This window comes from Pandoraea terrae (assembly GCF_902459695.1).
In the GTDB taxonomy this organism is placed as follows: domain Bacteria; phylum Pseudomonadota; class Gammaproteobacteria; order Burkholderiales; family Burkholderiaceae; genus Pandoraea; species Pandoraea terrae.
The window spans coordinates 40566-54199 of record NZ_CABPRZ010000013.1; the positions used below are offsets into that span (position 1 = coordinate 40566).

At 62.9% G+C, this 13634-nt stretch carries 9 protein-coding genes; 5 read left to right on the forward strand and 4 right to left on the reverse strand.

All coding sequences use genetic code 11. The annotated features are described in order from the left end of the window. Nucleotides 1-140: 140 nt before the first annotated feature. Nucleotides 141-1322: a helix-turn-helix transcriptional regulator gene (locus PTE30175_RS15840; protein ID WP_150698031.1), complete on the forward strand. Its 1182-nt coding sequence runs from the start codon at nucleotides 141-143 to the stop codon at nucleotides 1320-1322. Nucleotides 1323-1512: 190 nt separating this feature from the next. Here the strand turns inward: PTE30175_RS15840 and PTE30175_RS15845 are convergent, their stop codons facing one another. Together PTE30175_RS15845 and PTE30175_RS15850 are read right to left on the reverse strand one after the other, a co-directional pair. Then, nucleotides 1513-2451 (reverse strand): DUF6708 domain-containing protein, encoded by a 939-nt coding sequence (locus tag PTE30175_RS15845; RefSeq protein ID WP_150698032.1) that lies wholly within the window; start codon nucleotides 2449-2451, stop codon nucleotides 1513-1515. Continuing rightward, the gene (locus tag PTE30175_RS15850) at nucleotides 2448-5540 is read right to left on the reverse strand and encodes a T6SS effector BTH_I2691 family protein (RefSeq protein WP_150698033.1); all 3093 of its coding nucleotides are present in this window, start codon (nucleotides 5538-5540) and stop codon (nucleotides 2448-2450) included. The genes PTE30175_RS15845 and PTE30175_RS15850 overlap by 4 nt, the downstream gene beginning before the upstream one ends. Nucleotides 5541-6383: 843 nt before the next feature. On the opposite strand from PTE30175_RS15850, the gene PTE30175_RS15855 reads away from it, so the two are divergent. Together PTE30175_RS15855 and PTE30175_RS15860 are read left to right on the forward strand one after the other, a co-directional pair. Next, nucleotides 6384-6728, forward strand: a complete 345-nt coding sequence (locus PTE30175_RS15855) for a hypothetical protein (protein ID WP_150698034.1) — start codon at nucleotides 6384-6386, stop codon at nucleotides 6726-6728. A 306-nt stretch (nucleotides 6729-7034) separates the two neighbouring features. Further along, nucleotides 7035-7838 (forward strand): SDR family NAD(P)-dependent oxidoreductase, encoded by an 804-nt coding sequence (locus tag PTE30175_RS15860; RefSeq protein WP_150698035.1) that lies wholly within the window; start codon nucleotides 7035-7037, stop codon nucleotides 7836-7838. A 239-nt stretch (nucleotides 7839-8077) separates the two neighbouring features. Here PTE30175_RS15860 and PTE30175_RS15865 read toward each other — a convergent pair whose 3' ends face one another. Then, on the reverse strand, nucleotides 8078-10468 hold the full coding sequence (locus PTE30175_RS15865; protein WP_150698036.1) for a cytochrome P450/oxidoreductase: 2391 nt from the start codon (nucleotides 10466-10468) through the stop codon (nucleotides 8078-8080). 171 nt (nucleotides 10469-10639) lie between these two features. Between PTE30175_RS15865 and PTE30175_RS15870 the strand changes: the two genes are divergently transcribed. Further along, nucleotides 10640-12232 carry an ABC transporter substrate-binding protein gene (locus tag PTE30175_RS15870; RefSeq protein ID WP_150698037.1) on the forward strand — a complete coding sequence of 531 codons (1593 nt, stop codon included), beginning with the start codon at nucleotides 10640-10642 and terminating at the stop codon, nucleotides 12230-12232. 232 nt (nucleotides 12233-12464) lie between these two features. On the opposite strand, the gene PTE30175_RS28985 is transcribed toward PTE30175_RS15870, so the two are convergent. Next, nucleotides 12465-13103, reverse strand: coding sequence for a hypothetical protein (locus PTE30175_RS28985; protein WP_191629097.1), 639 nt, complete (start codon nucleotides 13101-13103; stop codon nucleotides 12465-12467). On the opposite strand from PTE30175_RS28985, the gene PTE30175_RS28250 reads away from it, so the two are divergent. Beyond that, nucleotides 13060-13581, forward strand: coding sequence for a hypothetical protein (locus PTE30175_RS28250; RefSeq protein WP_191629098.1), 522 nt, complete (start codon nucleotides 13060-13062; stop codon nucleotides 13579-13581). The two genes, PTE30175_RS28985 and PTE30175_RS28250, sit on opposite strands and share 44 nt — an antisense overlap. The last annotated feature ends 53 nt before the right edge of the window (nucleotides 13582-13634 follow it).

A 13634-nucleotide genomic window follows, 5' to 3' on the forward strand; every position in this document is an offset into this window, starting at 1 on the left:
GCGAACGGGCGCCCTAGGGGAAGCGTGTAATGCATACGGGTGATGAGGAATGGAGAAGGAACGGCGAAGATACGTGTTCATCATGCAACCGGAAGGACGCAAGACGTGTTCAGGATCGAACAGATGCCCGGCGCCCTGGCGTGCCAACTGTCGTTGCGTCCGTCGTTGTCAGCGCACATCACCGGCTGCCGATGAGAACGCCGTCGGCATCGCGTGGCCTGATGCGTCTCATCGACGCATTGTTTGCCTGCACTTTGGAAAACCCGCCATGGGTGAGTTTCCTGGAGGCGATGGAGCAGTACATCCCTTGTCACCACGCCACCCTGGTGCTTCGCAAGCCGCGCTCGGGCGATCCGGGCGTGCTCGTGACGCTGGAGGGGCACGCGGACGCCATCGTGGCATTACAGGAACGGGTGTTCGAGGCGTCGCCGTTTCTGGAATTGCCGGAAGGCGAGGTGTGCATTCTCAGCCGCATGATGAGCGAGGCGGAGCTGGCCGATCGGCATCCCGGGTATTACGAATACCTGCACACGTACGGTCAGGTCACCGATCTGATCGGGCTTGATTTGGCGGAGCCGGTGACAGGCATGATCTTCAGGCTGCGCGGCGCCCGGCGGGAGGGAGAGCCTCGATTCGGCGAGCGCGAACAGAAAATACTGGAGGCACTGGCGCCGCGCCTGAGGACCGCCTTTGCGATCTACGCACGATTCGCCCATCAGCAATACCAGTTGAGCGTGCTTGACGATGCCGCCGAACAACTGGCGGTGGGATGTCTGGTACTCAGTCAGGACGGCCGGGTGTTGCTGAAAAATGCCGTGGCCGATCGCTGGCTGGCGCAGCAAGACGGCTTCCGACTATGGAACGGCGTTGTCCGTTGCCTCGACCCCCAGAGCGAACGACTGTTGCGCACAACGCTGGCGGCGGCTGCCGCAAGTGAAGGACCCGGCGACGCCGCCCGGTCATTCCGGATTCGTCGCGGCGGGGAGCGCCATTGGAGTGTGCTGGTGCGGCCTTACGGTGTGCGCGCGGCGTTGGGGGAGAAAACGGCATCCGCAGTGCTCCTTCTTGTGCGGGACGCCGACCAGAAGCCGGAAGTCTCTGCGGGCGTGCTGGTGGAGCTTTTCGGCTTGACGCGAGCCGAGGCCGTACTCGCCGCACGTTTGACGAATGGGGAAAGCCTCACGGAAGCGGCGCAGTCGTTGGACATTTCCCGCTACACCGCGCGGGCCCAACTCTCGGCCGTATTTGCCAAGACGGATACCCATCGCCAGCCGCAACTGGTGAGCCACATACTGAATACCGTGAACAGCGTCTGGGCATGACGCAACGCGGGGTGAAGCGCCGCGGCGTCCTCACTCGATCATACGATGCGGAGAATTTTTGATCGCTGGCTCGGGGATTGCGAGGATCATGCTGTGGCAGACGGTCCGTTCGTGATTCGGCTGGCCCGGCAGGCGTCGGCGGGGTGTTGGGATTTCGCGAAACAACGGCGTCCGACCATCGATTACCTTACTATCGATACCCCACGGGATTCGTGCTCGAATCTCGCACATATTGGTCCCACGAATCGATTTCGCATGCGGCTTCCACGTTTGCCGGCCATAGTGGCACCTTGCACGTCAGGTGGCGCACCTGGCGGCCGATGATGAACAGCAGGCGGAAGGGCAGAAAGAGGAGCGCGACGGTTGGCCGCCCCTCGTATGTGCTCCGCAATGCTATCCAGCCCTGATATAGCGTTTCGCGCTTGTCCGCGATCGGTAGTGGGTACTTGAAACCTGGTGCAGCCATCACCGCCTGGGGGCCTTCTTCCATGTAGCGACGAACAAATTCCCAGTTGTCGATGCAGTCCTGCTTGCACGTCGATGCGTAACCGAACAAGAACGTTTCCTGGACATTTTCCGGGTCCTTCAATACCAGGCCGCACATGGTGAACACACGCACGTTGAGCACTTCCCTATTCACCCGCAGGGCGAAATGCACGTCATCCCATGGGACTTCCAGCACGGTGCTATCGCCGCGAAAAACGTAGACCATCCGGTTTCGACGGCTAAAACGTATTGGGTAATGCGTGTAGCCGAACCATTCGCCGATTTTTCGGTTGAGGACAACGACCCCGGTAATGCTTAGTGACAACAAGACGGTCGCAAACGCCATGAACACAAGCATTTCCGTTTCATCGCTGCGATTCCACTTCGGATTCAGGTAGTTCAAAAAGATGACGACGTACAAACTGAAACTCAAGAAACCTGCGCACATCCCAATAGCCCAAACCCCGGCTGCACTCATCATGCCGCGATCCGCGTGCGACACGTCCACCAGTTCCAGGTAAGTGGAATTCATCCGGATGAGTTGCCCCGACGCGTGCGGATTCTCGTGCCGCACATCTATCGGCTGGTGCCATTCACGGTCCTGCTCACTCAGCGGTCCATGCTTGCGGATTGTTGCGCTCATTGCGCCTCCTGCATCGCCAGTTTGAAATCGGCCAGTTCCGTGTCAGGCTTGGCATAGCGTTCGGAAGGCAGCGTGCCCCAATAACCGCGCTCCAGCCACTGTGCGAATTTGTCACCCTTGACGTAGTCGATCGCCATGCCCAAGGCAGCTAGCACCATAGCTGCCACCAAAAGCCATCCGGCGACCACGCTCGCAGCAATCGCGCCTGTGAAAGCCGCCCAGAACGCAAGAATCGCCCCAGCCCCGCCAGTCACCCCAGAAACCAGTTGAAGCCCACCTAGCGCCCATCGCTCGTGCAGGAGATTCTTGGCCCCATCCACCAAATCCAGTACCCCCATCACGGCCGACAACGCGGCCGTCAGCATCGACGCTCCTTTCAAGACGGTTCCGGCGCCTTTGGCGATCTTCTCGCCCATGGCTCGTCCACTCATTCCGGTCGCATGCACATTGCGCCACGTGCCATGGATGTTCACGACACGAGCTAGCGCTTCCCCGAGCGCGGCCACATATAGCGCGCCGCCCAGCGTGACGCGCGCGTCCTGCTCCCGGGACTTCTCGAACGACAGCGCCTTCGCCTCGGCCTTGAGCATCTGTTCCCAGCCCGTGCACTTGCCAATCACGTCGACGGCCGTCACGATGCCCTGCGCCACCGCACCGGCCACGGGCGCGCGCCCCACCTTCAGCACGGCATACTCGTGCAGACTTTTCGGCGTCGTCACCGACTCGACGAGCTTCGCCACCTTCTTCGACGGGTCCGGGATGGCTGCTATCTTCTCGTGCATGTCGTCGGTAATGAACACGGCAAGCTTGGCTTTCACCCCGTTTCCCAAGGACGCCGTTTCAAACGCGCCAATATTGCCGCTCGCATAACTCCCCACCACCTGCCGCTCGGCGTACCTGGTCTGCTGCCGGATCTGGCTGTCCGACCACGGCTTGCCGTTTCGCTCGCCCGCCGCCGCAAGATTCTGCACAAGGGTCTTCGCCAGAAACTTGGTGGTGTCCGCCACCTTGCCGGTGACCACGACCACCCCCACCGGGGTTCTCAGCGTTACCCCCATGATCGCCATCCAGCGTGCCACTGCCTTTTCCGCTGCGTTGTTGTTGAACTCGCGCAGCGCCGCAGCGATGGGGCCGCCCAACTGCGCGAGCAGCATCGACACCGAGTCGGGCGTCTCCTTTTTTCCCGCGTCGCGCTGCGCCTCAGCCTGCTCGCGCGCCGCCTGCACGCGTGCATCGGCCGCCTCCAGTTCAACCCGCATCGGATGATTCGACGGCAGTAAGGCGTGTCGCTCATATCCCGTCGCGTTGATGAAGTCCTTGAGCGCTGCGGCTTGCTCGGCCTTGGCCTGCTCGAAGGCCTCCTGCGCCACGCGCATGTTGACCCGCGCGTCCAGCGACGGCTTGAGCAACGGCGCCAGGTGACTGGCGTACTGCTCGAACAGCGCCTCCCACGGCAAGCTATCCGGGTGCAGCGGTGCCGCCGCCATCGCGCCGATCAACTCATCCTGGCGCAACACCAGCGCGCGCAACAGCAGATTCGCCCGGTCGGTGATATCCCCCTTGAGCCACTGCAGATACACCGCCGCGCACCCGTCGATGTCCTGGGTCGGTCCGATGCAGCGCTGCAGGGTTTCCGTGTAGGCGTCGCCGCTGAGCACAACCTTGCCGTCGTGCGTGCTGTCGAGCTTGTTGGCCAGCAGGTTGCTCTGCATCCATGCGGCATGCGCCCGCGCCAACGGCTCGATATGCTGTTTCTCCAGGGCATCCGTGGCCGCCCGATATTCGGCCTTCCATGCATCGTACGGAGCGGTCTTGATCCGCTTCTGGTATCCAGCCCAAGACGCCTGTTGCGCAGCCTGGATCGCCTGCGGCGTCGGATTTCGGTTCGCGGCGTCAAGCAGTGCCAGCATTTCTGCGGATTCGGCGGAATCCTGGTTGGCGAAGACACTGGCGACCGGGTTGCGCCTTGCCTCGGCGGGCATCATCCTCGCGTACGCCGCGCCTCGAGCGATAGCGACGTTCCGATACCCCTGAAGTTGGTCGGCGTGGGCCTCTGTTTGTCGGAACACCTGCTTCTTGACCTTCTCGTCATGGGTCGTGCGCAACAACTGAATCGCGCCGTCCAGCGCCGACAGGTGCCGATACGTCGTGGTATAGGGGCCGTACCCGCTCGCCTTGTCGTACTTCCCCCGCTCCACGCGCGTGTCGCGCAGGCGCTCGCCGTGCCAATCGATCAGAGCGGCGAGATCCTGGGCGACGCCTGCCGCGTCGTCCAGCACGACGACGGCGGCCGCCATGCCGGGGCTGCGCCGGCGGCAGGTATCCTGCATGCTCTCGGCTTGCCCCATGCGCAGATGAAACGCCGGCGCCGAAGGCGGCGCGAAGGGGTTGGCCCTGCCCCTGATATGCATCGACACCGGGGCGTACTCGGCCACCGTGCTCGCCAGCACGTCGAGACTCACCGCGTGCGGGGTGCTGCCTCGGGAGCTACTGAGGCTTTTACTGCCGGTGCTGGCTTTGGTGCTGGTTGTAGCGCCGGATGGCGCGCCATGGGCCTTGAGCCACGCGCCCGCATCGAAGGCACGCATGTGCAGTTCGCGCAGCGCCTTGCCGGCAGGCCCGCGGTGCGCATCGATGACGACCTTCGTCCACTGCACGTCGGAAAATCCCAGCCAGAGGGTGCCGACCCGCCCGGCATCGGCGATCGCGATACAGCCGGCCAACTCCTTATGTCCGGCGTAGGCGCACGGCGTTATCGACTTATCCTGCTCCGATATCGTGGCCCCCTCCAGTAAACGCAGGTAGTAACCTTCCTGCGAGATCCAGTACGAGGCCATCGTGTCATTTTTTTCGTCGTACACGTACAGGTAGCCACAACGCAGCAAGCGCGTGGTGTATTGCGCGCTGCCGTGCAGCGTCAGGTCCTGCTTTTTACCCTTGCCGACGCCGCGTGCGGCATCCTCGACTTTGAGTGGCGCGGCCACCGGCGGCAGGCCCATGTCGAGCGGTGCGATCGCATAGCGAGCGGGCATGATGAGCAGGCCCTGTTTGTCGCATACGCGGCATTTCGGTTCGCTTGCAGTGGACATCGGTATCGCGTCTCCAGGTTTCGACGGTTCGGGAATTCGGCGGGCGCACACGCCTGCGCGGAATCTGCGGACTGCCGCGCGAGGGCGCTATGTGTCTGCAGCGTCAGCAGGGCGGCACGTTCCGAGCAACGCCCAAGGGGGCGGCGAAAAGCAAGGGTCTCGAAGCAAAAGGAGACGCGCTTTGCGCGACGCAAAAGCGCGGTTTTATCAAACAAAGCTTAGAAATACGACAAATCACAGTGAAAAATGGGATTTACCCCATTCTGGCGGCGAATCCGGGTGTATCTGTCTGCCTGCGAATAGGTGTTGCGGTCCGGACAACGACGTTTCGTGGCGTGAAGAACCGCCAGACGTGCAGTTGAGGGCGCGATCTCGTGCGGAAATGAGGCCGTGCGCGAAGCGCAGGTTCGGGTGCTTACCGACTACGCCCCGCGGACAAGTTGTCCAAATTTCGCACCTTCCGACCGTTGAATCGACCACATCCCATTTTTCGAATCGGACAATTCCGATAATCGTCTGAAACGCTAGAATTGCCTTGTACTCGGCGGAGTGGGCTCGTAAGCTTTTCCTGTCGCGACCCAATCGCGATTCGGGAGTGAGATCCCGATGGACTAATTAGGGGCACACGGCCGCGCTCGCGCGTGGTCCGTCGTGCTACGGCCTTTCGTACCGATTCATCTTCGGGCGGGCGCAGGTTGGGCGGCCTTCGGGCCGGCCGTCAATCCCTATGGTCCACGGTATCTCACCCCGGCTTGATGCCCGCCCACCCGTTCGTCACGGACAGGTTTTCTCATGCGACAGCGCAAAGCGGGCGCGATCTACTTTGCTCTTTGGAGAAGACATATGTCGGACACTCAGCGTCAACTCCCCCCGGAAGACGAAGCGATTAGCAAGTGCCGGAAGGCGCAGGACGAGCGCGCCATGGAATTGCGCTACCTCACGATTCGCATCCAGGCGATGGCAGCCATTGGCGGTCAGGGTGCGATCGATTCCCTGGATGAAGATCTCATCCACGCTTATTTCAGCCAGATAGAAGATCTTGCAGCGGAAGCAAATACCATCGTTCTGGAGATATTCGATCAGCGGCACAACATCAGCGGCGGTCCGAACGACGGCTGTCCAGCCGCACCCCTTGGCAGTTCGAGACCAGCGGGCTCTGCAGCATCACGACGCGCCGATATCCGATAGCCGGCACCCCTTTTGCCCGGATGTCAGTTCATCCGGGCATTTCGCGTGCGTAGGCATGGGCCCACTCCAGCGAAGGCATAACGCGACGAGCGGGCCACGCTCGGGGCAACGTCATACTTTCCTGCGGAGGACGTCAATTCGGGTTGCCCATCTCCCCGGCGTTAATCAAAACTGACGATGCGTTAGTGCGCGAGTGCGCGCCAGAATCCGTGCGGGATCGACCGCGCGCCGGCATATGATGGTGCTAACGCGGCGCTTGCCTCCGGGTGGAGGCTACCCATCCTCCAACGAATCAGGGAACACCGTATGACGACCGAAAACGCAAAGCTTCAGACGACTGAATTCTCGGTGCGACTGCAATTGCCGGCCAGCGGCGTAGTGATTACCGGCGGTGCATCGGGCATCGGCGCCGCATCTGCGGAAGCCCTGGCGGCCGTCGGGCGGCCCGTCGCCATTTGGGATCTGCAAGCGGAAAAGGCGCATGCGGTGGCCGCATCGTTGGCTGACCGCTATGGCGTCGCGACCGTCGGGCTCGGCATCGATCTGCGTGATTCGAGTGCCATCGAGGCCGCGCTGGCCACCACGCGTGCCGCACTGCCGCCGCTGGGTGGCATGGTCCACGCCGCGGGCGTCGTCGATCAGTCCGGTATCGAAGGGCTTTCCGAAAGCCGCTGGGATGCCGTGCTCGACATCAACCTGCGCGCTTTTGCGCTGCTGGTGCAGGCCATGCTGCCCGATTTCCGCGCACAGAAAGGCTCGGCCATTGTGGGCATCGCCTCGATCAACGCCACGCTCGGCAACGGCTTGATCCCGGCCTATTCGGCCTCCAAGGGCGGCATGCTGTCGCTGGTGCGCTCGATGGCCGACGGCCTGGGCAATGACGGAATTCGCATCAACGCCGTCTCGCCCGGGCAGATTCTAACGCCCATGATCCAGCAGGTCGTCGACACGTTGCCCAAAGGCACGTTCGAGCGACGTATCATGCTGGGCCGCCTGGGTGCGCCGTCGGAAGTGGGCGCCGTCGTTCGCTTCCTGCTCTCGGACGAAGCCAGTTATGTGAGTGGCACGGAGATCGTCGTGGACGGGGGCAATATCCCGTCGCAGCGGTAAGCACCCAAAAAAAATGGCCAGCGCGGGGCTGGCCATGAAATCCACCAGGAGGAGGTGGAGGAGACAGGTGTAACTATATCAGGGAAATCCCTAGAAGGGTTAACGCGAAACAAAAATTTTTGTAAAAAATCGACAGGACGTGACGCTTCCCAGTCTGCATTCACTCGAATCCGGCAATGAAATGCCGTTTTTCCATCATGCATGACATGAAATGCAGGAAATCCTGAGGCGGTGGGGCGTCACAGTTCCAGCACGAGGCGTTTGCCGCAGGCGCGCGAGCAGCACGACATCATCTTCGTATTGGCGTCGCGTTCCGCACGCGTGAGAACGACGTCGCGGTGATCGACGTCGCCTTCGAGCACGCGGACCTCGCACGACCCGCACAAACCTTCCTCGCAGTCGCTCTGCACGTCGATATTCGCGGCGCGCAATGCGTGCAGCAAGGTCTGGCCGGCCGGCACCATGACGGTAATGCCGGAATCCTTTAACGCCACCTCGAACGCGTGCTCCTTGTTCGGATCGAGCGTGCCCAGGGTCGACTGGAAATGCTCGACGCGCAGCGTGTCGTCCGGCCATGCGGCACAGCATTCGGCCAGCGCGTCAAGCATGCGCCGCGGGCCGCACGCATAGACCTGCGTGCTCGCGTCAGGTGTGCCCAGAATCGCGGCGTAGTCTGCGCGGCGGCCTTCATCCTTCGCCCACACCTGCAGGCGGTCGCCGTGCAGCGCGATCAAGTCGTCGAGCAGCGCCATCGACTTGCGGCTGCGGCCGCTGTAATGGAACGTGTAGTCGATACCAAGCGCCTTCGCCCGGCGCGCCATCGCGCTGACCGGCGTGATGCCGATGCCGCCCGCGATGAAGATCGCGCGCTCGATGGTTTCGTCGAGACGGAAATGGTTGCGCGGTCCGCGAATGCGCAAGCGGTCGCCCGACTTCACATGCGAGTGAATCCACGCTGAGCCGCCACGGCCATCCAGCTCGCGCAGCACCGCAATCTCGAAGGCGCAGGCGTCGTCAGGATCGCCGCACAGCGAATACTGACGCGACAGTCCCGTGTCGCCGCATTCCACGTCGATGTGCGAGCCGGGCGCCCAACGCGGCATCGCGCGGCCATCCGGCGCCGTGAGGCGCAGCTTGACGATGTCCGGCGTCACCGCCGTAACGCTTTCCACAACGACGGGACGGTTGACCGCATGGCCCGACGGTTCGCCGATGCGCACTGGCGTTTCGCCTTCGAGGACGGACGGGTCCGTCCGTTCGGGGTTTTCTGATGGGTCCCATTCCACCCACACGTGCTCGGGGCCGCGAAACGATGTGTTCGGCACATACGTGAACGACTGCACCGCCAGGCGCATGTGCGGCAGGCGGCGCGTGAACTCGTCGAGGAAGATCTGCATCTCCATGCGCGCCAGGTTCTTGCCCATGCACTGATGCGCGCCATAGCCGAACGTCAATTGATCGCTGGCGTTCTCGCGCCGGATATCGAACAGGTCGGCGTCGGCGAAATGGCCTTCATCATGGTTCGCCGACGACGTCACGATCAACAACTTCGCGCCCGCCGCGATATCGACGCCGCCGATCCGGACGTCCTTCGTGGCCAATCGCCGCCAGGCGGCAACAGACCCGTTGTGGCGCAGGCATTCTTCCACCGCGTTCGGGATCAGCGAGCGGTCCTCGCAGATTTCGCGCCAGACGTCCGGATGCTGCAGCAGCAGCTTGATCGCATTTGCCGTGGCGTTCGCGGTCGTCTCATGGGCCGCGACGATCCCCGCCATCATCATCGAATGCAGATACGAATCCGTGACCACATCGGGATGGTCCTTCTGCTTGCGAAGGCCGTATTGCATCCAGCCCGGGGCATCCGGATTCTGGCGCATCTTGTCGAGGATCTTGCCGGCGAGCTGCCAGAAGTTGCCGACGGCATGCGCCACGGCCACTTGTTCCTCCGGCTTGGGGCGTCCCCACGTATTGACCGTGTGCGCGATGGAATACTTCCGCAGCATGTCCATGTCTTCCTCCGGCACGCCGAGGAAGTGCAGGGCGACCGTGAGCGGGACTTCCCACAATATTTGATCGACGAGATCGGCGCGGCCGTCATTGATGAAACGGTCGACGTATTCGCGCGCGAGACGCCGCACCATCGGCTCATGGTGCTTCAGTTCCTCCGGCGTGAAGGGTTCCATCAGCACGCGGCGGCGCGGCATATGCGCCGGTTCGTCTTCATTGACGAGCGTGCGGTTCAGCGCGAATCCGTAGGAGGCGAGCACCGCGTTCGCCTCCGGGCCGGTCGGCGTGATTTTTTCCAGCGCGATCGACGGGCTGAACGTGATGTTGTCGCGGAAAATGGCCTTGATGTCGTCGTAGCGGGTTACGACCCAGTAGCCGAGCTTCGGGCTGTAGAACACGGGCTCTTGCTCGCGTGCCCAACGCACATACTCGGGCGGGTCCTGCTGATAGCCGTCTTCGAACGGATCGAAATCGGCGGCGCGCGCACTTACCGGGCAGCCATTGGGGGCGTGTGCGGCAGACGGCGCGGCAGCCTGGCCATGAGGAAACGGGCAACCTTGTGTGGATGCCGCTGCGGGCGCCGTGGATTCGGGGGTGTTTGTCTCGGGGTTAACTTGGCTCATGGCATAAATATATATGCATTGTCACTGGCGTGTCCGCTACGCGCCCTGCGGGCCCCGGGGAGGGCGGTGACGGCCAACGTGCGTGTCGGGTTCACGGAGACGGCCGCCACGATCGGCAGCATTCCTGAATTTAGGCTATTCTGCCTCGTTGTCCCTCTCGGAGAATCGCCCATGCGCCGTCATGTCCTCGCCGCCGCACTTCTGGTGCCTTTCGCGCTCGCCGCCAACGTTGTTCACGCCAAGGCGCTTACCGTCTGTACGGAAGCCAGCCCCGAGGGCTTCGACGTCGTGCGCTACAACTCGCTGACGACCACCAATGCATCTGCGGATCCGGTCTTCAACCGGCTGGTCGAATTCGACGCGGGGAAAGCGGCGGTGGTGCCGAGCCTGGCCGAGCGTTGGGAGATCAGCCCCGACGGGTTGACGTACACGTTCACGCTGCGCAAGAACGTGGCCTTTCACGCCAATGCCGATTTCAAGCCCACGCGCCCGTTGGGCGCGGATGACGTGGTATTCACGTTTGAACGCATGCTCGACACCAACCAGCCGTGGCACAAGCTCACGCCGTCGGGTTTTCCCCACGCGCAGTCGCTGTCGCTCGGCAAGCTGATCAAGTCGGTGCAGAAGGTCGATGCGCAAACCGTGCGCTTCACGTTAAGCGAGCCGGAAGCCACGTTCCTGTCGACGTTGACGATGGGCTTCGCCTCAATATACTCGGCCGAGTATGCCGCGCAACTGTTGGCATCAAACAAGACCGACCAGCTCAACGCGCGTCCGATCGGTACCGGACCGTTCGCGTTTCGCCGCTACCAGAAGGACAGCCTCGTTCGCTTCGACGCCAACCCGGCCTATTTCGGCGGCAAGCCGTCCATCGACACGTTGATCTACGCGATCGTGCCGGATGCCGCCGTGCGCGCGCAGAAGGTCAAGGCAGGGGAGTGCCAGATAGCGCTCTCGCCGAAGCCGCTCGACGTGAAGGCGGCGCGCGGCGAGAAGTCGCTCAAGGTGGTGGAAGCGCCCGCGTTCATGACGGCCTTCGTGGCCATCAACGCACAGCATAAGCCGCTCGACGACAAGCGCGTGCGCCAGGCGTTGAACCTGGCGTTCGACAAGAGCAGTTATGTCAACAATGTGTTCGAAGGCACCGCCACGCCGGCGGTCAATCCGTATCCGCCCAATACGTGGAGTTATGCGAAGCGTGTGGCGGACTACCCGCTCGACATCGTGCGCGCGAAAAAAATGCTCGCCGACGCGGGATTTCCGAACGGCTTCGAAACGACGATCTGGACGCGTCCCACCGGCAGCCTCCTCAATCCGAATCCGCGCGTCGGTGCGGAAATGTTGCAAAACGATCTGGCGAAGATCGGCGTGCGCGCAAGCATTCGCACGATCGAGTGGGGCGAGCTGATTCGTCGCGGCAAGGCTGGCGAACATGACCTGCTGTTCATGGGCTGGTCGGGCGACAACGGCGATCCGGACAACTTCCTGACGCCCCAGTTCAGCTGCGCGGCGGTGACATCGGGCACGAACTTCGCGCGGTTTTGCGATACGGGACTCGACAAGCTGATTGCCGACGGCAAGCGCACGAGCGATGTCGCGACGCGCACGACGCGTTATGAGGCCGCACAGAAGATGATCAAGGATGATGCATTGTGGATTCCGCTCGCCCACCCGACGGCGGTCGTGATTACACGTGCGAACATTACCGGTTACGCGGTCAGCCCGTTCGGGCGCCAAAACTTTGCCGGGGTGCAGGTGAAATAAGCGTCACCGCGTCCCCACGGCGCTCGGGCCGGCTTGCCGCGTTGAACGTTCGCGGCAAGCCGGCCCGATTCGTTTGTACGCCAGCATTGATTTTCCTCGTGCCGATGCGCGCCCCATGAGGTGTGCCTGCCGGTTTCGACGGTTCGTTCTGCAGAGGTTTCTCCAGGCGGATCAGGCTGGCGTTTCATTCGCGAAACGTTTTTGGATGCGGGCGCAGCGACCGCTCAAGTGTCTAAGTATTTTTTTCATATAAATCAATTGCTTGGATGGTCTGGCACGGAATTCGCGTGATGCATTCGTGAATGGCAGGTGCCAGATCGATTTTCCGAGGGGCATGCAAGGAAGGGTGAACCTTTGCGTTTGCGCAAAGGCGGGGCACTCTTTTGCCCTCGAAAAACGTGAGGCCTCGGCCGTGACGGCGCGCCAGGGGGGCGGCCGTGTTGTATCGGCAAACCCAGCGCAGGAGGGGGCCATGAACAAGAACAAGATCAAGACCACACTCATCGGGGCGGCGGTCGCAGCGCTTCTGACCGGACTCGCGATCGACGTCAGTTACGCAGGCGCAGGTGGCGGGCGGGGCGGTGGCGGCGGCGGTTTCGGAAATGGTGGCAGCAGTGGGGGAATCGGTGGTGTTGGCGGTACCGGCGGCACTCGCGGTAACGGCGGGGCCGGTGGTTGTGGTTGCGGTAGCGGTAGCGGTAGCGGAGGTCAGGGTGAGGGCGGTGGTCACGGTGGCGGTAGCCACGGCGGTGATGGTGGCAGTCACGGCGGTGACGGTGGCGGTCACGGCGGTGATGGTGGCGGTCACGGCGGTGGTGGTGGCGGTCATGGCGGTGATGGTGGCGGTCACGGCGGTGGTGGTGGCGGTCATGGCGGTGATGGCGGGGGGCACGGCGGCGATGGTGGTGGTCACGGCGGTGATGGTGGCGGTCATGGCGGTGATGGCGGGGGGCACGGCGGCGATGGTGGTGGTCACGGCGGTGATGGTGGCGGTCACGGCGGCGGTGGCACAGGCGGCACGGGTGGCGGAACAGGCGGCACGGGCGGTGGAACAGGCGGCACGGGTGGTGGAACTGGCGGTGGAATGGGCGGCACAGGTGGAGGCACGGGCGGTGGAGCAGGCGGTACAGGCGGCACGGGCGGCGCTACAGGCGGCACGGGTGGTGGCACAGGTGGAACAGGCGGCACAGGCGGCACAGGTGGAACAGGCGGCACAGGCGGCACAGGTGGCGGTGGCGTTGCAGGGCTTGGTGGTGGCGGTTTCGGCAGCAGCGGCTCGGCAAACGGACCTGGCTTGGGCCCGTTCGGCGGCCCGGCAGGCATCGGCGCCGGCGGCGGTAGCGACCTAGGGCGATTTGGCTGCGCCATGTCCGGCACGAATGGCGATGAAAAATGCCTTTGA

What these genes read in the sequence shown, in the direction of transcription:
- PTE30175_RS15845 (WP_150698032.1), bottom strand. Translation starts at nt 2,451, where the DNA reads ATGAGCGCAACAATCCGCAAGCATGGACCGCTGAGTGAGCAGGACCGT.
- PTE30175_RS15850 (WP_150698033.1), bottom strand. Translation starts at nt 5,540, where the DNA reads ATGTCCACTGCAAGCGAACCGAAATGCCGCGTATGCGACAAACAGGGC.
- PTE30175_RS15855 (WP_150698034.1), top strand. Translation starts at nt 6,384, where the DNA reads ATGTCGGACACTCAGCGTCAACTCCCCCCGGAAGACGAAGCGATTAGC.
- PTE30175_RS15860 (WP_150698035.1), top strand. Translation starts at nt 7,035, where the DNA reads ATGACGACCGAAAACGCAAAGCTTCAGACGACTGAATTCTCGGTGCGA.
- PTE30175_RS15865 (WP_150698036.1), bottom strand. Translation starts at nt 10,468, where the DNA reads ATGAGCCAAGTTAACCCCGAGACAAACACCCCCGAATCCACGGCGCCC.
- PTE30175_RS15870 (WP_150698037.1), top strand. Translation starts at nt 10,640, where the DNA reads ATGCGCCGTCATGTCCTCGCCGCCGCACTTCTGGTGCCTTTCGCGCTC.
- PTE30175_RS28250 (WP_191629098.1), top strand. Translation starts at nt 13,060, where the DNA reads ATGGCGGTGATGGTGGCGGTCACGGCGGTGGTGGTGGCGGTCATGGCG.
- PTE30175_RS28985 (WP_191629097.1), bottom strand. Translation starts at nt 13,103, where the DNA reads ATGACCGCCACCACCACCGCCGTGACCGCCACCATCACCGCCATGACC.